Source organism: Micromonospora sp. AKA38, assembly GCF_027925725.1.
Lineage (GTDB): Bacteria > Actinomycetota > Actinomycetes > Mycobacteriales > Micromonosporaceae > Micromonospora.
Genome location: NZ_BNEI01000001.1, coordinates 331,869 through 352,473 on the forward strand (window position 1 = coordinate 331,869; position 20,605 = coordinate 352,473).

Genomic DNA, 20,605 nt, shown 5'->3' on the forward strand with positions numbered 1-20,605 from the left:
TCACAGGCGGTAGACGACCGCGTCGCCGACCTGCTCCCGGGTCACCCCCAGCCCCTCGACCGGCCGGTCGAGCATCCCCTCCCACGGGGTGCCGCCCAACTGGTCCCGGAGCACCACCACGTTCCGGACGCCGATCTGCCGCAGGTAGTCGACGCTGGCGTAGTCGGGGAAGCTGACCGTGGCCTCGCGGGTCCGGGCCTGGGACGCCGGGGTGAAGCCGCTGCCGCCGTTGACCATCTGCGGGAACCGGTCCGTCGACCAGAGCATCACCGGCTGGTCCAGGTTCTGGCTGCTGGGCAGCACCAGCAACGGCCCGTCGACGGTCCGCATCACCGCCGGCTGCTGCGGCACCACCGGATGCGGGGTGACGTTCAACCCCTCGGCCAGCACCAGCGCCAGCGGCAGCAGCGTGGCCAGCCGCAGCCACGGGCCGGGCCACGGCGGCACCCGTTCGGCGGCGAGCTCCCGCACCCGGGCGCAGAACGCGGTGACCGCGCCGGCCGCGAGCAGGCCGAGCAGCAGCGTGGCCCAGAGCATCATCCGGCCCGGCGTACGCAGCCCGTTCCAGCCCGGCAGGTAGTCGAAGAGCGGCACGTAGGTGAACCGGCCGTCGAGGAACCGGGTGCCCATCGCCAACGCCGTCGTCATCAGCACGCCGGCGAGCAGGAAGAGCCGGTGGCGGACCCGCCAGACCGAGAAGAACAACCCACCGGCGGCCAGCGCGTAGAGCGCGAAACCCGGCAGCAGCGTCATCTCCGGGGGCCAGGGCAGCGCCGCCCGCGCCCCCTCGTGCAACTCGCCCCAGACCCGGGACTCGCCCGGCGCGGTGAACAGGCCGCTGGCCGGCGGCGAGTAGAGCTGGATCTCGGCGAGCGTGCGGGCCGCGTTGGGGTGCAGCTCGGCGACCTTGAAGAAGGGAATCGCCAGCAGGCCACCCACCGCGGCGAACACCAGCCCGCCGAACAGGTCGGCCAGGAACAGCCGGCGACCGAACGGGCGCTTCACCCGGCGGCGCCGGACGAACCACAGCACCGCCGAGACCAGCACCACCCCGGCCAGCAGGTACGCGAACGGCAGCCCGATGCCGAAGCCGAGACTGAGCTGCCAGGCGGCCACCAGCCAACCGGCGAGCGCCCAACCCGCGTGCCGGCGGCGCGGACGGTAGCCGTACCGCAGCGACCAGCCGTGACCGCGGGCGAGCATGGCCAGCGCCAACGGGATGCCACCGTTGGAGATGATGTGCAGGTGCCCGGCCTGGGCCAGCAGCCACGGCGCGTACGCGAAGCTCACCCCGGCCACCGCGCCGCCGATCCGGCCCGCGCCGAGCTGCCGGGCCAGCGCGTACGCCCCGAACGCGGCGAGCGCATGGGCCAGCACGAACATGATGTTGTAGCGCAGCACGGCGTGCTCCGGACCGACGCCGATCAGGCCGGCCGGCGCGTACCCGAGCAGCGTGTCGGAGAACGCGAAGCTCCAGTTCTCCGGGAAGAACGTGTTGGAGTGCCAGAGCATCGCCGGGTCGGTGCGCAGGATGTGGCCGGACCACGCCATCTGCCACGCCTGGAGGCTCGGGTCCCAGTGGTCCTGCGGCAGGGTGTAGCGCGGATAGCGCAGCGTGGGCCAGGTCATCGCGGCGGCCAGGGCCAGCGCGGCGACGGCGGCGAGCGTCCACTCGTGCACCAGGAACCGGCCCACCGCGCGGACCGTCCGGCGGGCCCGGCCGAGAACCGGCTCGGGTGCCGGCCCGAACGCGGTCCAGGGATCCGCCGGCTCCGCACCGTCCGTACCGGTGGTCTGGTCCGTGTTCGAGGTCTTGTCCGTGCCGGCGCTGCCGGTCGGGGCCGTGTCGGTGGTCTTGCTCGTGCCGGTGGTCTGGTCCGACCCCGCGCCGCCGGTCTGGTCCGTACCGGTGGTCTGGTCCGGGCGCGTGGCGCCGCGCCCGTTCTTGCCGGCGTCGGCGGTCTTGCGCCTGCCGTCGCGCCTGCTCCGGCCGGACCTGCGCCGGCTCTGGCCGCCGTCGCCGGCCCTGTCCGTGCCGTCGCCGCCCGCCGCGTCGGCGGACTCGTCGCTGTCGGCCCGGGACCCGCTCGTGCCGGCTGCCGCGCTCGTGCCGCCCTCCACCTCGCCGGTGGATCGGCCCGGTGCGGGCTCTGCCCGGTCGGCCGGGGAGCCCTCCGGGGCCGGTCGCGGGTCGGTGCCGGAACGACCGGTCGCGCCGGACTGCTCCGTGGTCATGCCGTGGCGCCCAACTGGGCGCGCAGGAACGCGATGTCGGCGGCCTGCCCCTCGACGCCGCCCGGGGTCTCGACGATCACCGGTGCTCCGGCCGCCCGGATCACCGCCACCAGCAGCTCCGGCTCGATGGTGCCGCCGGTGAGGTTGTCGTGGCGGTCCTGGCCGGAGTTGAAGGCGCCCTTCGAGTTGTTCGCGTGGATCAGGTCGATCCGGCCGGTGATCGCCTTGACCCGGTCGACCAGACCCAGCAGCTCCTCGCCGCCGGCGTGGGCGTGACAGGTGTCGAGGCAGAAGCCGACCTCGTGGTCGCCGAGCGCGTCCCAGAGCCGGGCCAGCGCGTCCAGGTGCCGGGCGCAGGCGTTGTCACCGCCGGCGGTGTTCTCGATCAGCACCGGCAGCGGGAAGCCGCCGGAGTCCGCCGCGTACGCGAAGGTCTTGCGCCAGTTGTCGAAGCCGGCGGCGAGGTCGCCCCCGGCGTTGACGTGGCCGCCGTGCACGATCAGCCCGCGGGCCCCCACGGCCGCCGCGGCGGTGGCGTGGGCCAGCAGCAGCTTGCGGCTCGGGATGCGGATCCGGTTGTTGAGCGTGGCCACGTTGATCACGTAGGGCGCGTGGACGTAGAGGTCGACGTCGGCGGCGCGCAGGCGCTCGGCGTCCTCCCGCGGCTTCGGTGCCTTCCAACCCTGCGGGTCGGCGAGGAAGAACTGCACCGCCTCGGCCTCCCGGGTGGCCGCCTCAGCCAGTGGGTCGGTCGCGTCGACGTGGGCTCCGATTCGCATGCAGGGCAGCCTACGTCGCGCCTGCGACGCGTGGTGCGCACGCGCGCGGGTTCCGGCGGGCGGGCGCGTCACCGCCCGGCCCGGCGGTCGTTGTCCGAGGTGGGATCGATGGTCGACGCTCCGCCCGACGTGGTCCACAGCACGGACGGCGAGCGTCGGCCTCCGGCGACGGATCGCCCCGCCGTGCGGCCCGGCACGACGGGGCGGGTCCCACTCGTCACCCACACGGCAACCGGTCAGATGGACTAATTCCAGCATTTACCCCAAGTGGTGACGACAGCCGCTGTATGGTCAGACCAGGTGACAACATGATAAAGCTCCGCGGGGCGTTCCCGATCCAACCTCATCGGTGTGGTCGTTCCTCCCCAGGTCCCACCCAAGGAATGCGGACGGGACGCCCCGCGGCCCCGTGGACAGGGGTCCACCTTTCCGGCGCCCGACGCCGGAGGTGGGCCCCTGTCGCCGCGTCCGGAGCCGTCCCGGAGCCGTCCCGGAGCCGTCCGGGGCACCGGCCCCGGCATGATCGTCCGGACCGGCTATCCTGGTCCGGTTGTCCGCGTCCGGCCGGGTTCCCCCGGCATCGGGCGGGCCACGACGCACGACCTCCTGCCACGGAAGGACCGTGGCCGCCTAGCCCACAGGAGGTGAGCACGTCTTGCGTCACTATGAAGTCATGGTGATCCTCGATCCCAGCCTCGAGGAGCGCACCGTCGCCCCGTCGCTCGACACGTACCTGAACGTGATCCGGACCGCGGGTGGCTCGGTGGAGAAGACCGACGTGTGGGGCCGCCGGCGCCTCGCGTACGAGATCAACAAGAAGGCCGAGGGCATCTACGCCGTCGTCGACCTCCAGGCGACGCCGGAGGCCGTGGCTGAGCTGGACCGTCAGCTCCGACTCAACGAGTCGGTGCTGCGCACCAAGGTCATTCGCCCGGAGATGCGCTGAGCATCTAGACCCGGCACGTCCGGATCAAGCCTCATCCGCGCTGTCGGAGGGCTCTGAGAGCCTGTACGGCACAACGATGAGTGCGCGAGGAGATGGTCATGGCAGGAGACACCACCATCACGGTCATCGGCAACCTGACCGATGACCCCGAGTTGCGGTTCACCCCCTCCGGTGCGGCGGTGGCCAAGTTCCGGGTCGCTTCGACACCCCGGTTCATGGACAAGGCGTCCGGCGAGTGGAAGGACGGCGAGCCGCTGTTCCTCTCGTGCACAGTTTGGCGCCAGGCCGCCGAGAACGTCGCCGAGTCGCTGCAGCGCGGCGCCCGGGTGATCGTGTCCGGCCGGCTGCGTCAGCGGTCGTACGAGACCCGCGAGGGTGAGAAGCGCACCGTCATCGAGCTGGAGGTCGACGAGATCGGCCCGTCCCTGCGCTACGCCACGGCGAAGGTGCAGAAGATGTCCCGCTCCGGTGGCGGAGGCGGCGGCTTCGGCGGTGGTGGCGGTGGTGGCCAGGGTGGCGGCGGAGGCAACTTCGACGACCCCTGGGCCTCGGCTGCCCCGGCCCCCTCCCGCGCTGGTTCGGGCGGCGGAAACTTCGACGAGGAGCCCCCGTTCTGATGGCGCCGAGCGCCCGCGATCGCAAACCAGGAGCAAGAGCAATGGCGAAGGCTGCGGCACTGCGCAAGCCGAAGAAGAAGGTGAACCCGCTCGACAAGGACGGGATCACCTATATCGATTACAAGGACACCGCGCTGCTGCGCAAGTTCATCTCCGACCGCGGCAAGATCCGCGCTCGACGGGTGACCGGCGTGACCTCGCAGCAGCAGCGGCAGATCGCCCGTGCGGTCAAGAACGCCCGTGAGATGGCGCTCCTGCCCTACACGGCCACGGCCCGCTGAGGGGAGGCACGGACATGAAGATCATCCTCACTCAGGAGGTGTCCGGCCTCGGCTCTCCGGGCGACATCGTCGAGGTCAAGGACGGCTTCGGCCGTAACTACCTGCTGCCGCAGGGCTTCGCGATCGCCTGGACCAAGGGTGCCGAGAAGCAGGTCACGGTCATCAAGCGGGCCCGCTCGGCCCGCGAGGTCCGCGACCTCGACCACGCCAACGAGATCAAGGGCCAGCTCGAGGGCCTGAAGGTCAACCTGAAGGCCCGCGCCGGCGACGGCGGGCGGCTCTTCGGTTCGGTCACCCCGGCCGAGATCGTCGACGCCGTCAGGGCGGCCGGCGGTCCGAGCCTGGACCGCCGCCGGCTGGAGACGCCCGGCCACATCAAGTCGCTCGGCGCCTACCCGGTCAGCATCCGGCTGCACCCCGAGGTGACCGCCAAGTTCGACCTGAACGTGGTCAAGGGCTGACCCCACCGCACCACGAAAGGCCCGCACCGGTTCTCCGGTGCGGGCCTTTCCCCATCTCCCGGCGACCCGCCGCCGGCACGTCAGCCGATCGGCTGACCGGTCACCGCGCTGATCACCACGGTGGACAGCCCACCGCCCACCACGGCCGCCGCCAACGCCACCGTCGCCGACCGCCACGTCGTACCGACCTGACGCAGCAGCACCGCCACCACGAGGCTGCTCACCAGTGCCAGCCCGAACCTCGGCGCCGCCGCCGACAACGACGCGAACGCGTGCGCCCGCGGCGAGTCACAACCTCCACCACTGATGTCGGTGACACACCCCGCCGGGGCCTGCCCGTCCAGGAGGACCAGACCGAGAAAGAGCAGCACCGCCGGCACCAGATAGCAGGCGGCCGTGTAGACGAGCGGTCGCAACGGCCCACCCGGATCCGGGTCCAGCAGGTCGTCCTCCAACCGCCGGCTCCACGAACCGCCGCCGATCGGGTCCACCCGTCGCCGCACCGCGGACCCACCCGGCCCGACCGGCTGCACCGCCCGGCGCCGGGGCGCGGCCCGGGGACGCGGCGCGGTGTACGCGACCACCGGCGACTGCGGCGCCGACGTCGGCGTCTCCATCCACCGCGGATCGTCACCCGCCAACCGGGTCCCCGACCAGAACTCCTCGGCCTGCTCCGGCGACGCCCAACCCTCCCGGACCGGCGGTGCCGTACGGTCCCACGGGTCGGCCGCCGGATACCGCGGACCGGCGTCGCGCACCCGGTCGAGGTGGCCGGTGTCGGTGAACCGGTCCCACTCACCGGTGTGCTCGGTGCGGTCCCACCGGCTCCCGGCCGGCTCCCACCGGCTCCCGGCGTCCGCCCGACCCCACGCGTGCACGCCCGACGCGTCCCACGGGTCGACCGCCGGCTGCTCCGCCGGAGCCGGCTCGGCCGCCCGACCCCGCTCCCAGGGATCCACCGCCGGCGGCGGCCAGGAGGAACCGGTCGCCGCCCGCGGACTCCGCCGGGCCGGCCGCTCGGCCTCCCACCCGCCGGTGTCACCACCCGGGCCCGCCTCCTCCGGCAGCCCCGACCAGATCACCTCCGGACGTCGGGTCGCCGCACGTCGCGGACGGCTGCGGGGCGCCGTCCCGGACACCGGCCCGTCCTCCCCGGACTCGGCCCGCCGGCTCCCGACGTAGCCCTGTTCCTGCGGGGCGTCCATGGTCCACTCGGCGGTGTGCTCGGACACCGGCCCGGCCCCGACAGCCCGCAGCCCGCGCCGGCCGTCATCCCGACGCCGGCCGGCCTCGGGCCGCCAACCACCGTCGGAAGCGGGCGACCCGGCCTCCGCCTCGTCGTCGTCCGGCGCGGCATGCCGCCCACCGCCGTCCGCCCGACTGATCCCCGACTCCACCGCCCACCGCGGAAGGTAGGCGTCCACCGGCTCGTCCTGACCGCGCTCGATCGCCCGGCGCCGGCTCGGCGTGCGCTGACGCTCCGGCGCGTACGGGTCCACGCGCCGCGGACCAGCGGAAGCGTCCCAGGAAGCGCTCGGCCGGCGCTCGCGCGGGCTGTCCTCCCCGCTTGCCCAGTCCCGGTGTCTCACGGCGGGAGCGTGACCCTTCTCAACCCGAAAGTGCAATCCGCTGTCAAGGTGCAGCCGTTCGCAGCGATAGTACGGGACGAACGACGCCAAGGCTCGACCAGAAATCTTCCGTCCACAGGGTGGGGACGGCAGAAGCCCAGGTCAGGAGCAACACGCCCGGAAAACGCCATCACTTTTCCACACCCCTGTGCACACCCTGCGCACATGCTGGCCCCCTGCGTCCACAGGTTGTCCCGAGGCTCGTCCACCGGCCCTGTTGGTGGCTGACCTCGGGTTCCGTATCGTGGCCAGCGACCGCCGGGCGATGACCCCCGATCGACCGGAGGGTCGGCGGAAGTTGTCACACCCCGGCGATAGAGCTGGACTCGATCCGACGCAGCAAGGGGGGAACCCGTGTCGGTCACCGACGAGACGCGCGCGGGACGGACCGGGGGGCAAGCGTCCGAGCCGCCGCCGCGGGACGCGTCCTTCGAGAAGACACCACCCCAGGACGTGGCCGCCGAACAGTGCGTCCTCGGCGGCATGCTGCTCTCCAAGGACGCCATCGCGGACGTCGTGGAGATCCTCAAGACCAACGACTTCTACCGCCCGGTGCACGCCACCATCTTCGACGCGATCCTGGACATCTACGGTCGGGGCGAACCGGCCGACCCGATCACGGTGGCCGCGGCGCTGGCCGACTCCGGCGACCTCGCCCGCATCGGCGGCGCGCCCTACCTGCACACGCTGATCGCCAGCGTGCCCACCGCCGCCAACGCCGCCTACTACGCCCGCATCGTCGGCGAGCGGGCCGTGCTCCGCCGACTGGTCGAGGCCGGCACCCGGATCGTGCAGCTCGGCTACGGCACCGGCCCGAGCGGCAGCCGGGACGTGGACGACATCGTCGATCTCGCCCAGCAGGCCGTCTACGAGATCACCGAGAAGCGGGTCAGCGAGGACTTCGCGATCCTGGCCGACATGCTCCAGCCCACGCTGGACGAGATCGAGGCGGTCGGCGCCCAGGGCGGCGTGATGACCGGCGTCCCGACCGGCTTCACCGACCTCGACCGCCTGCTCAACGGCCTGCACGCCGGGCAGTTGATCATCGTGGCGGGTCGACCGGGTCTGGGAAAGGCGCTGGCGCTCGACACGCCCCTGCCAACCCCGGAGGGTTGGACCACAATGGGTGCGGTACGCGTCGGCGACCAGTTGCTCGCGGCCGACGGCAACCCGACCACCATCACCAACGTCTTCGACGTGATGCACGATCGAACCTGCTACGAGGTCGAGTTCTCCGATGGCTCGGTCATCGTGGCGGACGCCGAACACCTCTGGAAGACGACCACCCGGGCCAGCCGTCGGCAGTCCGAGGCACGTCCCCGGCACTACTGGCCCGAGGCGGCGCTGTCGAGGGTACGGGCGGCCGAAGCGGCGGCGTCCGCCGAGCCGCATCGCCTGGTCACCTTGGCGGACACGCTCGAGCAGGTCGGCCCCGAGTTCCGCAACGTGCTGCACACGGTGGCGCGCCAGGTCGGCGCGAACGGACGGGTCGCCCGTCCGGTGACCCGGGCCGGCAAGTCACGCAACTGGACCGCTCCCGGCTACCCGGCGGGCGCTCTCGTCTCCGGCCTTCGCCAGCGGGCCGAGCGACACGTCGACGACGGCGCTCCCGTTCGGCACGACGGAGTCGTGACCACCGCACAGATCGCGGCGACGCTTCGCACGGACACCGCCGACCGGCGCCTCAACCACGCGGTGGAGAACTGCGCGCCGCTCCGGCTCCCGGAACGTGAACTGGTCGTTCCTCCGTACACCCTCGGGGTGTGGCTCGGCGACGGTCACACCGGAGCCAGCCGATTCACCACCACGGACGCCGAGATGGTCGACCTGGTGGCCCGGGACGGCTTCCTCGTGCGACCCAGCGGCCCAATGGTGTTCACCATCCTGCTGCCCGCCGTGGGGCGGACAACGGACCGCACCTGTGTCGACTGCGGAGGCTCCACCCGAGCACTGCGCGAGAACCAGGCGGTCCGCCGATGCGCCGAGTGTCACGAGCGAGGCGGCTCGTTCCTGGCGCTGATCCGCCGGATCGGGGTGGCTTCCGACAAGCACATCCCACAGGACTATCTGCGAGCCTCGGAGGCCCAGCGCCGGGCGCTGCTCGCCGGGCTGATGGACACCGACGGTACGGTGGCGCCGGCCGGGAACCTCCAGTACACCTCCACGTCGAAGCGGTTGATCGAGGGTGTTGCGGAACTCGTGGTCAGCCTGGGCTACCGATGCTCGATCACCGAGCGGAGGGTGCGCGGACGCACCGAGGACTCATCGGTCGCCTACACGGCGAACTTCTCCACCCCTGATCCGGTCTTCCGCCTGGAACGGAAGCGGGCCGCGCACCTGGCCCGGCGGCGGACGTCCTCGGACGTGCGTTCCCACTCCCGCTTCGTCGTGGACGTCCGGCCCGTGCCCAGCGTTCCGGTGCGCTGCGTGACCGTGGACAACGCCGACCACCTGTACCTGGCGGGTCGGTCGATGATCCCGACCCACAACAGCACAGCCAGCATGGACTTCGCCCGGAATGCTGCGATTCGCGCCAACCAGGCCGCAGCCATCTTCTCGCTGGAGATGAGCAAGGTCGAGATCGTCATGCGACTGCTCTCGGCCGAGGCGCGCGTGCCGCTGCACGTGCTGCGCAGCGGGCAACTTTCCGACGACGACTGGACCAAGCTGGCCCGCTGCATGGGCGAGATCAGCGAGGCGCCGCTCTTCGTCGACGACACCCCGAGCATGAACCTGATGGAGATCCGGGCAAAGGCACGACGGCTCAAGCAGAAGCACGACCTGAAGTTGATCGTGGTCGACTATCTCCAGCTCATGACCTCGCCGAAGCGCACCGAGAGCCGGCAGCAGGAGGTCGCGGACCTGTCCCGTGGCCTGAAGCTGCTGGCCAAGGAGGTCGAGTGCCCGGTCATCGCGGTGAGTCAGCTAAACCGTGGCCCGGAACAGCGTACGGACAAGCGACCGCAGTTGTCCGATTTGCGAGAGTCAGGCTGCCTTACCGCGGATACCAGACTCATCAGGGCCGACGACAATTCGGAGGTGACGCTCGGCGAACTGCTCGCCACCAAGGCGAAGGACATCCCGGTGTGGGCCTTGGATGAGAGCCTCCGTTACACCGCCCGGACGCTCACCCACGCCTTTCCCAGTGGAACGCGGGAGGTGTTCCGGATGACCCTCGCTTCCGGGAAGCAGATCGAGGCCACCGCGAATCACCCATTCCTCACGTTCGGCGGCTGGATGCCGTTGGCCGAACTCGCGCCGGGGGCGAGGATTGCTTCTCCCCGGCACATCCCACCACCGCTGGACGTTCAGCCGTGGGCTGAGTCCGAGGTGGTCATGCTGGCGCACCTGCTCGGGGACGGCTCGTTCGTCCGACGTCAGCCGATTCGCTACGCCAGTTGCGACGAGGCCAACCTGGGCGCCGTGGCAGAGGCTGCCCGGCATTTCGGGATCACGGCGGTGCGCGATGACTACGCGGCTGCTCGAGTGACCACCCTCCGCCTACCGGCACCCTTCCGACTCGCCCGAGGGCGGCGGAACCCGATCGCGGAGTGGTTGGACGGGCTCGGGTTGTTCGGGCTCCGGTCCCATGAGAAGTTCGTGCCCGCACCGGTGTTCGGTCTGCCGAAAGAGCAGATCACGCTCTTCCTGCGACACCTGTGGGCCACCGACGGGTCGGTGACCGTGAACAAGTCGGGTCGAGGTGGACGCGTCTACTTCTCCTCCACCTCGCAGCGAATGCTGGAGGACATCTCGCGGCTGTTGCTCCGCTACGGCATTTCGGCGCGACTCAGGCAGGTTCCGGTTGTCCGGCACCGACCGCAGTACACGCTCGACGTCTCCGGTCGTGACGACCAGCTCCGCTTCCTCCGTGAGATCGGTGTGCACGGCGAGCGCGCGGGCGGCTGTTCGGCGTTGCTGGGGAGCCTTGAGGCCATGGTGAGCAACCCGAACGTGGACACCGTCCCCAGCGAGGTGTGGACGCGGGTGCGAGAGGTTCTAGCTGAGCGGAAGATGAGCCATCGGGAGTTCGCGGCTGCTGTCGGTACCAAGTTCTGCGGCAGCACGATGTGGAAGCGCGCCCCCAGTAGGTCTCGTCTTGCCACGATCGCCACTGTGTTGGACTCGGCCGATCTCGACCTGCACGCTACTAACGATGTTCTCTGGGACGAGATCGTCTTGATCGAGCCGGTTGGTGAGAAGGACGTCTACGACGCAACCGTGCTCGGTACGCACAACTTCATCGCCAACGGGATCGCCGCTCACAACTCGATCGAGCAGGATGCTGACGTTGTCATCCTTTTACACCGCGATGACTATTACGATAAGGAATCGCCCAGAGCGGGCGAAGCGGACTTTATTGTTGCCAAACACCGGAATGGCCCCACTGACACGGTGACGGTCGCCGCCCAGTTGCACCTGTCGCGCTTCGTGGACATGGCCATCGTCTGACGGCTCTCAGCCGAGCAGCGGGAACCAGCCCGCCGCCTCGCCCAGCTCGAACCGGTCCCGGTCGGTCAACGGCACCCGCCCGGTGGCCTTGAGCAGATACTCGTGGTCGTCCCAGGCGGCCGGGCGTACCGCGTCGTCGCACAGCAGGCCGTCCATCGTGGTCACCGCCACCCGGGTCGGGCCGGTCGCCGGCGGTGGCGCGTCCGGCAGGTCCACCACCAGGTCGAGGTGGTGCACGACCGCCTCGGTGGTCAGGGTGGCGAGCAGATCCGGTACGCGCAGCACGTGCCCCTGGGTGGTGACGTGCCCGGTGGCGTCCGCGGCGGCAGCCGCGCGGGCGGCGGCGGGAGCGGTGTCGGACCAGATCCGGACCACGCCGGTGGGCCGGTCGAACGCGGCGGCCGAGCGGCGGGCCCACCAGGCGTGCCGCGCCCCGGCCCCGTCGTCCCCGTCGGCGCCGAACGCGCGCCAGTAGCTGATGTCGTCCACGTCGGCCGGGCCGGGCACCGGGCTGGCCAGCGCGACGAGCGCGCGTTGGGCGTCGCAGAGCACGTGGAAGAGCAGGTCGGCGACGAGCCAGCCCCGGCAGCGGGTGGGTCGTTGCAGGCCGGCGTCGTCGAGCGGGGCGACGGCGGCGGTGATGCCGTCGTACGCCTGGGCCAGCGCCTCGTGCGGCCGGATCGGGCTCATGGGGTGCAGCCTGCCACGGCGCGCGGCCACCGGCACGGTTAGGCGGGGCCCCTTCCTATCGCCCAGGCGTTAAGAAGGGGCCCCGCCTTACACGCTGGTCAGTCGAACAGCTCGCCGAGGAAGCCGTGCTTCTTCTTGCGGCGGTAGTGGCCGTGGTAGCCGTAGTGCTGCTGCTGACCGTGGCCGTACGCGGGCTGCGGGTAGCCGTGGCCGGGCGGCGGCGGAGGGGGCGGGGGGACGGCGCCGTAGCCCTGCTGGTGCGGGGCGGCGGGCGGGGGCGGCGGAGGCGGCGGGTAGCCGGCCCCGGCGGGCGCGGCCTGCGGGGCACCGCCCTGCTGCCGGTTCCAGTTGGCCTCGGCCTCGAACAGCTTTTCGAGCTCGCCTCGGTCGAGGAAGATTCCGCGGCACTCGCCGCACTGGTCGATGACTACTCCGCTGCGCTCGTACTGGCGCATCTCTCCACGGCATTTGGGACAGGTGAGCTGCATGACACCGACGGTACCGGGTGTTTTCACGCGGTGGCGGTCAGCGCGTGCGTCACCTCGTCGTCGGAGACCTCGTGGAAGTCGTCGTAGTAGGCGCCGACGGCGGCGAAGCCGGATGGGAGTTGGCTGCTCACGACCGTGTCGGCCGTGGCGGCGAGCATCTCGTACGCCGGCGGGGAGCCGACCGGGACGGCGACGACCACCCGGGCGGCGCCGAGCTGGCGGGCGACCTGGACGGCGGCGCGGGCGGTGGCGCCGGTGGCGAGCCCGTCGTCGACGATCAGGGCGGTGCGGCCGGTCAGGTCCAGCGGTGGCCGGCCGGCGCGGTAGCGCTGCTCGCGGCGGTCCAGTTCGGCCTGTTCGCGGCGGCGGACCTGGGCCCGGTCGTTCTCGCTGATCCGGCCGGCGACCATGTCGTTGAGGACCTGCACGCCGCCGGGGCCGAGCGCCCCGAAGGCGACCTCGGGCGCCCAGGGCACGCCGAGTTTGCGGACGACCAGCACGTCGAGGGGGGCGTGGAGCCGGTCGGCGATCACCCGGGCGACGGGGACGCCGCCGCGGACCAGGGCGAGCACGACGACGTCGGGCCGGTCGGCGAGGTCGGTGAGTCGCTCGGCGAGGTCCTGTCCCGCTTCGGTCCGGTCACGGTAGGTGGTCATGCCTCAGGTGTACGCCTTCCGGCCGGGTCGCGCCGGGCGGTTGCCGGGAATGCCGGCCGGCCGGGCTGCCGGGCGGGCGCCTCGGCGAGTGCCAGCGCGGGGGCGAGGACGAGCAGGGCGGCCGGGTAGAGCAGGTAACCGAAGCGGGTGGAGGGCATCAGCAGGATCGCGGCGAGCAGCCCGTACCCGCAGATGAGGGCCGTGGCGGCGGCGGTGCGCGGCGGGTGACGCAGCAGCCGGACGGCGATCGCCAGGCCGACCGCGACGAGCAGCGCGGCGGCGACCACCCGGCCGGCGGGGAGCGTCTCGGCGATCAGGTGGCCGGGGAACGGGGACTGGGCGGGGCTGGTCACCAGGCCGTGGCCGAGCGGGAACCGGAGCACGTTCTCGACGAGGGCGTCGCGGTCGACGAGCAGGACCGGCAGCAGCGCGAGGACGGGCAGGCCGAGGGCGCCCAGGGCGGTGCGCGGCGCGGCCCGGCGGGTCGCGGCCCAGCAGACCAGCACGACCGCCACCGGCCAGGCGAAGAGCTTCAGCGCGCCGGCGACGCCGACCGCGAGGCCGGCGCGGCCGGGCCGGCCGGCGGCGGCCAGCGCGAGGGCGAGCAGGCAGAGCGCGAGTACGGGGAGGTCGTCGCCGCCGGTGGCGAGCGTGAGCGCGGAGACGGGCAGGACGGTGGCGGCCTGGGCGGCGCGCAGCAGCGCGGCGGAGCGGCGGGGCGAGGTGGGGCCGGTGCTGGTGCGCAGCGTGGTGACCAGGGCGGCGAGCGCGAGCGCGGTGCCGACCGCGAACCAGACGCGGGCGTCGGTCCACCAGGCGTCGGTGGCGGCCCGGGGCAGCCCGAACAGCGCCATTCCGGGTTGGTAGGGGGTGTATCCGAGGAGTTGTTCGCCGGGGGGCAGGGCGGCGATGGCGTCGGGGCCGAGGTAGGGGGTGCCGTGCTCGGCGAGGCGGGTGCCGGCGTGTTCCACCACGAGCACCTCCTCCTGGGCCCGGTCGGTGCGTCCGCCGGCCCGTTGGATGCTCTGGACGACGACCGGGAGCAGGGCGGTGGTGGCCCAGGTGAGGCCGGTGACCGTCCAGCGGGCGGGCAGGCCGGCCAGGGGGGTGCCGGGGTGTCGGCGGCGGGCGAGGAGCTGGGTGGTCGCGGCGAGCGCGGCGACCGCGTACCCGATGGTGGCGACGGTGCCCCACGCGCGGTGCGGGGGCAGGGTGGAGGTGGCGGCGGTGACCGCGGCGAAGATCGTGGCGGCGGCGTAGAGGCCCAGGTCGAGGGCGAGACCGCCGGCGGCGGTGTCGAGCGCCGACCAGCGGCGGGAAGTGGCGGTGGCCGGGTCGGCGTGGGCGGTCACGCGGGCCAGTCTGGCAGACCGGGGGTGCGGTCCGGCCGGGTCGGGCCGGTTGGTCAGGGGTGCCGGACGTCGGTGGCGGGGGCCGGGCGGGTCCGGGTGCCGGCGGCGCGGCGGCCGGGCAGCCGGATGACGGCGCCGGTGTCGTGCAGCGGTGCGGCGAGCGCGCCGGGCCGGCCGCCGGCGCCGCGTTGGAGGGCGGCGAGCAGCGCGCCGGCCGGCAGCGGCCGGGCGAACAGGTGGCCCTGGCCGGCCGTGCAGCCCAGCTCCCAGAGCGTGCGGCGTTGTGGTTCGCTCTCCACGCCCTCGGCGACCACGGTGAGGTCGAGGCTGCGGCCCAGGTCGAGGGTGGAGCGGATCACGGCGGCGGCCTCGGGTGCGGTTTCCATGGCGGTGACGAAGCTGCGGTCGATCTTGAGTTCGTGGACCGGGATGCGGGAGAGCAGGGAGAGCGACGAGTAGCCGGTGCCGAAGTCGTCGAGGGCCAGCCGGACGCCGGAGTCGCGGAGCCGGCTGAGCACCCGGTCGACCACGTCGAGCTGGCTGAGGGTGAGCGTCTCGGTGAGTTCCAGGACGAGCCGGTCGGGTGGGAGGTCGTGGGCGCGCAGCCGGGCGAGCACGGCGCCGGGGAAGCGGGCGTCGAGGAGGCTGCGTGGTGAAACGTTCACCGAGACGGGCAGGTCGAAGCCGGCGTCGTGCCACGAGCCGGCCGCGATCAGCGCCTGGTCGAGGATGGCCTCGGCGAACGCGGGCAGCAGCCCGGACCGTTCCACCGCCTCCAGGAAGCGCAGCGGGTCGATCAGGCCGTGGGTGGGGTGGTGCCAGCGGGCCAGCGCCTCCGCGCCGGTGACCTGGCCGCTGCCCAGGTCGACGATGGGTTGGAAGTTGACGGTGAACTCGTGGTCGGCGACGGCCCGGGGCAGTTCGCCGCCGAGTGTGAGCCGGCTGAGGTCGGCGGTGTCGCGGGTCACCGCGTACGTGGCGATCCGCTGGCCGGCACGCTTGGCCTGGTACATCGCCACGTCGGCGCGGCGCAGCAGCTCGGGCATCCCGCCGGTGGCGGGGGCGACGGCGATGCCGCCGCTGGCTTCCACGCTGATTCGCATGCCGTCGAGGTCGATCGGGTCGTGCAGCGCGGCGAGCAGGGCTTCGGCGCGGTGCGCGGCGACCGCCGGGGCGGGCAGGCCGCGCAGCAGCACGGCGAACTCGTCGCCGCCGAGCCGGGCGACCAGGTCGTCGGCGCGTGCCGCGTCGCGGAGCCGTTCGGCGACCTGGATCAGCACCCGGTCGCCGGCGCCGTGCCCGAGCGTGTCGTTGACCTCCTTGAAGTGGTTGAGGTCGATCAGCACCAGGGCGGTGACGCCGTCGGCGTGTCGGGTGGTGAGCTGGGCGGTGCCCTCGTCCAGCAGGTGCCGGCGGTTGGACAGGCCGGTGAGGGCGTCGTGGGTGGCGGCGTAGGCGTGGTCGGCGGCGACGCGGGCCAGTTCGGCGTACGCCTGGGCGTTGCGGACCGCGGTGCACAGCGCGGAGGCGAAGGTACGCAGGGTGTACTGCTCCCGCTCGGAGAGCTCGACCGGCCCGACGAAGCGGAGCCGCAGCTCGCCGATGTTCTCCGCCCGGTCGTGTCCTTCCAGCGTGACCGGCATGATCCGGCCGTCCGTGGCGCTGGGGCGTGGTGCGGTCCCGTCGTACGCGATGCCGGCCGCGCCGCCGCGGACCGTGCGCCCGCCCTCGCGTAGTTCGATCTCGACCTCGTCGGCGGAGAAGAGTTCGGCGGCCTCGGTGACGGCGGTGGTGAGGACCTGGTCGAGGTCGACCACGTTGAGCGCGTCGGTGGTGCGGGCGAGTCGCTGCCAGGCCTGCTGCTCGGTGCGGGCGCGGATCCGGGCGGAGTAGGCCAGGTGCAGGCTGAGCACCAGCGGCGGCACGGCGAGCAACAGCCGGGGGTCGACCCGGAGGATCAGCACGGTGGAGGCGGCCACGACGAATCGCACGCCGAAGCCGGCGATCCGTAGGTCGAGGTTGTTGCGGAACTGGCGCAGGATCGGCGTTCGGGACGCGAGCGCGATGACCGGAATCGCAAGTACGTCGTCGAGGATCGCGGCGACCAGATAGACGATTCCCAGCAGTACGACGATGCGGAGTGGCTCTCGAGGTGGCCAGGCGCCGCCGAGCAGCAGTGTGGCGACGGTGGCGCCTCCGGCCACGAGGGTGTGCTTCGCGATGGCGAACGCCACCTTGATGGGTGCCAGGCGGGTCACCGATCCGGCGGCCACCCCTAGGCCGGTGGCCAGGACGACCCAGGAGGCCGGCGCGACGGCCAGGCCGATGACGATTGCGGTTTCCACCCATGCGAAGTAGAAGGTGGTCGACCTGATCCGTAGCCGCGTCTTGATGACGGTGGCCAGCGTGACGGTCACCACGAGGGTCGCCACGGTGACGAAGTCGCGTACCGATTCGGGGTGTTGCCTGCGCGTGGCGGAGACCGCGATGAGCGCGACGAGCGATGCGCCGGCCACCAGGGTGTAGACGAGGCCGCGCAGGCCGGGGTCGACACCCGTGCGGCTCTCCGTCGTCCGGCTCACCCGAGTCACCCGCCGCTCACCGTCGGTACGCGATGAGCGGCAGCCTACCGCTTCGTTCCGGTGCGGGAAACTCTCATCCCCATTCGGTGCTACGCATTGTTCGTCCCTCCTCCAATATCCCGTCGGGCCGGAATCGCCGCCGATCGGAGTCGTCACCCGCAATCGGTTGTGGCGCATTGGCACGACCCGCCGCAGACATCGCCTGTGCGTGTATCCGCGCCTTGTTGACTGGAAGGAAGGCTAGAGGGAGGAAGGGGCGGTAAGGAAGAATTAATGTCGGTATGCGCAATATAAGCAACTCTCGTCGCTTAAATGACGTTCTGTCCACAAGTTATGTGCGGAGCGGAGCCGACCTTCTGCCTCGCGTACTCACGTGGTCGCTCAGTGCCATCCAGAATGTTTCGGCGCGAGCGACATCTGTAGCGTCGTCTCGGCCGAGGAACATTACAACCGGACTCGGCCGGATTGACCAGTCGGGTCGGACCGCTCGGATGGACGGCCAGCGCTGCCGGACACCGCCGGGACAACGATTTTGTGATAACTGGATTAAGCTGGCGTTTCGACTTGGACGGCACCAACTGGGGCTGGAACAGCAGCGCGGAAATCCGAGTTGTCGGGGTCTTGCGGTCCGGCGGGGAAAGGCCGATCTCCCGCTGGGAACGCCAAAGCAGCAGTTGCTCCTCGCGGTTACTCGCCGTTCGTGCGGCGAGCTGATTCGTGCGGGTCGTCGTACCCGGCCGATAGGGTCGGGCGGTGACCGAACCCGCGCAGCTCACCCACGTCGATCCGGCTGGCGCCGCCCGGATGGTCGACGTCTCCGCCAAGCCGGTCTCCGGCCGGCTCGCGGTGGCCGCCGGCCGGCTCCGCACCACCGCCGAGGTGGTGGAGCTGCTCCGCCGCGACGACCTGCCCAAGGGCGACGCGCTCGCGGTCGGCCGGCTCGCCGGGATCATGGGGGCCAAGCGGACCCCCGACCTGATCCCGCTCTGCCACCCGATCGCCCTGCACGGCGTCACCGTCGACCTGCGTCTCACCGCCGACACCGTGGAGATCACCGCCACCGCGCGGACGGCCGACCGCACCGGCGTGGAGATGGAGGCGCTCACCGCGGTGGCGGTCGCCGGGCTCGCCCTGGTCGACATGGTGAAGGCGGTCGACCCGGCCGCGTCGGTGGACGCCGTCCGGGTGCTCCGGAAAGAGGGCGGGAAGACCGGCGAGTGGGTCCGGCCGGAGGACCGGTCGTGATCCGGGCCCGGGTGATCGTGGCCTCCAACCGGGCCGCCGCCGGGGTCTACGCCGACACCAGCGGCCCGTTGCTCGTCGCTGGCCTGCGAGAGCTGGGCTGCACGGTCGACGCGCCGGTGGTGGTGCCCGACGGCGACCCGGTCGGCGACGCGCTGCGTGCCGCCCGCGACGAGGGCGTCGACGTGGTGCTGACCAGTGGCGGCACCGGCATCACCCCGACCGACCGCACGCCCGAGGTGACCGGCGCGCTGCTCGACTACGAGATCCCCGGCATCGCCGAGGCGATCCGCGCGCACAGCCGCGACGCGGTGCCCACGGCCGCGCTGTCCCGGGGCCGGGCCGGCGTCACCGGCCGGACGCTGGTGGTGAACCTGCCGGGCTCGCGCGGCGGCGCGCGGGACGGCCTGGCCGTGCTCGGGCCGATCCTGCGGCACGCGGTCGACCAGCTCCGCGGCGGCGACCACTGAGCCCGCGGGCCGCGCACACCGGCGCTAGGCTCGCCGGATGAGCACGGAAACCGAAGCCGCCGCCGTCGAGGTGGGCACGCCTCCGCCGGCCGGGTGGGAGGAGGCCCGCTCCCGGGTGTACGCGGTCGGGCTCTCTGCCGCGCTCCCCGCGGTCAACCGGCCGCTGGCCGACACCGACGGGCACACCCTGGCCGAGCCGCTGACCACCCGCACCGACCTGCCGGCGTTCCCCACTTCCAGCGTGGACGGCTGGGCGGTGCGTGGACCGGGGCCGTGGCGGGTGGTGGGCCGGCTGCTGGCCGGGCACACCGCGTCGCCGCTGGACGCCGACGGCACCACCGTGGAGATCGCCACCGGCGCGATGGTGCCGGCGGGCACCACCGAGATCCTCCGGATCGAGGATTCCACCCGGACGGTGGACGGTCGGGTGACCGGCACGCCCCGGCCGCAGCCGGAGTGGCGCGAGCCGGGCGAGGAGGCGCACCGTGGGGAGGAGTTGCTGCCCGCCGGCACGCCGGTGGACCCGGCGGTGATCGGTCTGGCCGCCTCCTGCGGGCACGACACGCTGCGGGTCCGCCGCGCGCCCCGGGCCGCGCTGCTGGTCTTCGGCGACGAGCTGCTCACCTCCGGCCCGCCCGGCGCCGGCCGGGTGCGGGACGCGCTCGGCCCCTCGGTGCCGGCCTGGCTGCGCCGCTACGGCTGCCAGGTGCGGGGCGGCGACGTCGTCGGGCCGGTCGCCGACACGCTGCCCGCGCACGTCGCGGCCCTGCGCGGTGCGCTCGGCAACGCCGATCTGGTCTGCACCACCGGTGGCACCATGCACGGCCCGGTGGACCACCTGCACCCGACGCTGGAGGCGCTCGGCGCCGACTACGTGGTCAACACCGTGGCGGTGCGTCCCGGCTTCCCGATGCTGCTCGCCCGGCTGGTCGACGGCGACGGCCGGGTGCGCTTCGTGGCCGGCCTGCCGGGCAATCCGCAGTCCGCGGTGGTGGCGCTGGTCTCGCTCGTCGCTCCCCTGCTCGCCGGTCTCACCGGCCGGCCGATGCCGGTGCTGCCGCAGGTCACCCTCGCCGAGCCGGTGCCCGGGCGCGGGGACCACACCCACCTGGCGCTGGCCCGCTGGGACCGGGTCGCCGGCACCGCGCACCCGGTGCGGCACGTCGGCTCGGCGATGCTGCGCGGGCTGGCCGGCGCGGACGGCTTCGCGGTGATCCGACCCGGCACCAGCGGCGCCGCCGGCGACCGGGTTCCCCTGGTGCCGCTGCCCCTGACCCCGGGAGAACGCTCATGACTGTGGAGACGCGGGTGGTGCTGGGTGCGGTGACGGACCAGCCGCTCGACCGGGCCGCGCACGAGGCGGCGGTCGCCGACCGGCGGGCCGGTGCGGTGGTCTCCTTCCAGGGCGTGGTGCGTGACCACGACCACGGGCGGACGGTCACCCGGCTGGAGTACGAGGGTCACCCCACCGCCGAGGCGGTGCTGCGCGAGGTGGCGGCCGACATCGCCGCCGACCCGGCGGTGCACGCGGTGGCGGTCTCGCACCGGATCGGCCCACTGGAGATCGGTGACGTCGCGCTGGTCGCCGCCGTCAGCACCGCGCACCGCGCGGCGGCGTTCGCGGCGTGCGCCCGGCTTGTCGACGAGGTGAAGGCGCGGCTGCCGATCTGGAAGCGGCAGGTCTTCGACGACGGCACCGAGGAGTGGGTGAACTGCCCCTGAGCCG

Annotated in this window: 17 protein-coding genes; 9 read left to right on the forward strand and 8 right to left on the reverse strand. The window is 72.6% G+C overall.

Going from position 1 to position 20,605, the window contains the following annotated elements; genetic code table 11:
• Both TPA0908_RS01600 and TPA0908_RS01605 read right to left on the reverse strand, forming a co-directional pair.
• Positions 1-2,235, reverse strand: coding sequence for a hypothetical protein (locus TPA0908_RS01600; protein ID WP_281933965.1), 2,235 nt, complete (start codon positions 2,233-2,235; stop codon positions 1-3).
• Positions 2,232-3,014 (reverse strand): deoxyribonuclease IV, encoded by a 783-nt coding sequence (locus tag TPA0908_RS01605; RefSeq protein WP_281933967.1) that lies wholly within the window; start codon positions 3,012-3,014, stop codon positions 2,232-2,234. Before TPA0908_RS01605 ends, TPA0908_RS01600 begins: the two co-directional genes overlap by 4 nt.
• Positions 3,015-3,669: 655 nt before the next feature.
• On the opposite strand from TPA0908_RS01605, the gene rpsF reads away from it, so the two are divergent.
• The 4 genes from rpsF to rplI all read left to right on the forward strand — a co-directional run bounded on the left by rpsF (position 3,670) and on the right by rplI (position 5,319).
• Entirely contained in the window at positions 3,670-3,960 is a 291-nt protein-coding gene (gene rpsF / locus TPA0908_RS01610) for a 30S ribosomal protein S6 (protein ID WP_088643630.1), read from the forward strand.
• 80 nt (positions 3,961-4,040) lie between these two features.
• Positions 4,041-4,577 (forward strand): single-stranded DNA-binding protein, encoded by a 537-nt coding sequence (locus TPA0908_RS01615; RefSeq protein ID WP_175441301.1) that lies wholly within the window; start codon positions 4,041-4,043, stop codon positions 4,575-4,577.
• Positions 4,578-4,618: 41 nt separating this feature from the next.
• Positions 4,619-4,858, forward strand: a complete 240-nt coding sequence (rpsR, locus tag TPA0908_RS01620) for a 30S ribosomal protein S18 (RefSeq protein WP_007073789.1) — start codon at positions 4,619-4,621, stop codon at positions 4,856-4,858.
• Between the two features lie 14 nt (positions 4,859-4,872).
• Positions 4,873-5,319, forward strand: a complete 447-nt coding sequence (gene rplI, locus TPA0908_RS01625) for a 50S ribosomal protein L9 (protein ID WP_281933971.1) — start codon at positions 4,873-4,875, stop codon at positions 5,317-5,319.
• Between the two features lie 80 nt (positions 5,320-5,399).
• Here rplI and TPA0908_RS01630 read toward each other — a convergent pair whose 3' ends face one another.
• The gene (locus TPA0908_RS01630) at positions 5,400-6,818 is read right to left on the reverse strand and encodes a hypothetical protein (RefSeq protein WP_281933973.1); all 1,419 of its coding nucleotides are present in this window, start codon (positions 6,816-6,818) and stop codon (positions 5,400-5,402) included.
• Between the two features lie 582 nt (positions 6,819-7,400).
• Between TPA0908_RS01630 and TPA0908_RS01635 the strand changes: the two genes are divergently transcribed.
• Positions 7,401-11,399, forward strand: a complete 3,999-nt coding sequence (locus TPA0908_RS01635) for a replicative DNA helicase (RefSeq protein ID WP_308447806.1) — start codon at positions 7,401-7,403, stop codon at positions 11,397-11,399.
• Positions 11,400-11,405: 6 nt separating this feature from the next.
• On the opposite strand, the gene TPA0908_RS01640 is transcribed toward TPA0908_RS01635, so the two are convergent.
• From TPA0908_RS01640 to TPA0908_RS01660, 5 genes are all read right to left on the reverse strand, one after another.
• Positions 11,406-12,089, reverse strand: coding sequence for a maleylpyruvate isomerase N-terminal domain-containing protein (locus TPA0908_RS01640; protein ID WP_281933977.1), 684 nt, complete (start codon positions 12,087-12,089; stop codon positions 11,406-11,408).
• A 98-nt stretch (positions 12,090-12,187) separates the two neighbouring features.
• Positions 12,188-12,577 (reverse strand): TFIIB-type zinc ribbon-containing protein, encoded by a 390-nt coding sequence (locus TPA0908_RS01645; protein ID WP_281933979.1) that lies wholly within the window; start codon positions 12,575-12,577, stop codon positions 12,188-12,190.
• Positions 12,578-12,600: 23 nt separating this feature from the next.
• Entirely contained in the window at positions 12,601-13,233 is a 633-nt protein-coding gene (locus TPA0908_RS01650; RefSeq protein ID WP_281933981.1) for a phosphoribosyltransferase, read from the reverse strand.
• Positions 13,230-14,585, reverse strand: a complete 1,356-nt coding sequence (locus tag TPA0908_RS01655; RefSeq protein ID WP_281933983.1) for a glycosyltransferase 87 family protein — start codon at positions 14,583-14,585, stop codon at positions 13,230-13,232. Before TPA0908_RS01655 ends, TPA0908_RS01650 begins: the two co-directional genes overlap by 4 nt.
• Before the next feature lie 53 nt (positions 14,586-14,638).
• The gene (locus tag TPA0908_RS01660) at positions 14,639-17,167 is read right to left on the reverse strand and encodes a putative bifunctional diguanylate cyclase/phosphodiesterase (RefSeq protein WP_374709157.1); all 2,529 of its coding nucleotides are present in this window, start codon (positions 17,165-17,167) and stop codon (positions 14,639-14,641) included.
• Positions 17,168-17,920: 753 nt separating this feature from the next.
• Here TPA0908_RS01660 and moaC point away from each other — a divergent pair.
• The 4 genes from moaC to TPA0908_RS01680 are packed head-to-tail and all read left to right on the forward strand — an operon-like array spanning position 17,921 to position 20,601.
• Positions 17,921-18,412 carry a cyclic pyranopterin monophosphate synthase MoaC gene (moaC, locus tag TPA0908_RS01665; protein ID WP_107156418.1) on the forward strand — a complete coding sequence of 164 codons (492 nt, stop codon included), beginning with the start codon at positions 17,921-17,923 and terminating at the stop codon, positions 18,410-18,412.
• Positions 18,409-18,879: a MogA/MoaB family molybdenum cofactor biosynthesis protein gene (locus TPA0908_RS01670; protein WP_281933987.1), complete on the forward strand. Its 471-nt coding sequence runs from the start codon at positions 18,409-18,411 to the stop codon at positions 18,877-18,879. Before moaC ends, TPA0908_RS01670 begins: the two co-directional genes overlap by 4 nt.
• Positions 18,880-18,916: 37 nt before the next feature.
• Complete coding sequence (locus TPA0908_RS01675) at positions 18,917-20,173, forward strand: molybdopterin molybdotransferase MoeA (RefSeq protein WP_281933988.1); 1,257 nt, start codon at positions 18,917-18,919, stop codon at positions 20,171-20,173.
• Positions 20,170-20,601 carry a molybdenum cofactor biosynthesis protein MoaE gene (locus TPA0908_RS01680; RefSeq protein ID WP_281933990.1) on the forward strand — a complete coding sequence of 144 codons (432 nt, stop codon included), beginning with the start codon at positions 20,170-20,172 and terminating at the stop codon, positions 20,599-20,601. The genes TPA0908_RS01675 and TPA0908_RS01680 overlap by 4 nt, the downstream gene beginning before the upstream one ends.
• Positions 20,602-20,605 lie beyond the last annotated feature (4 nt).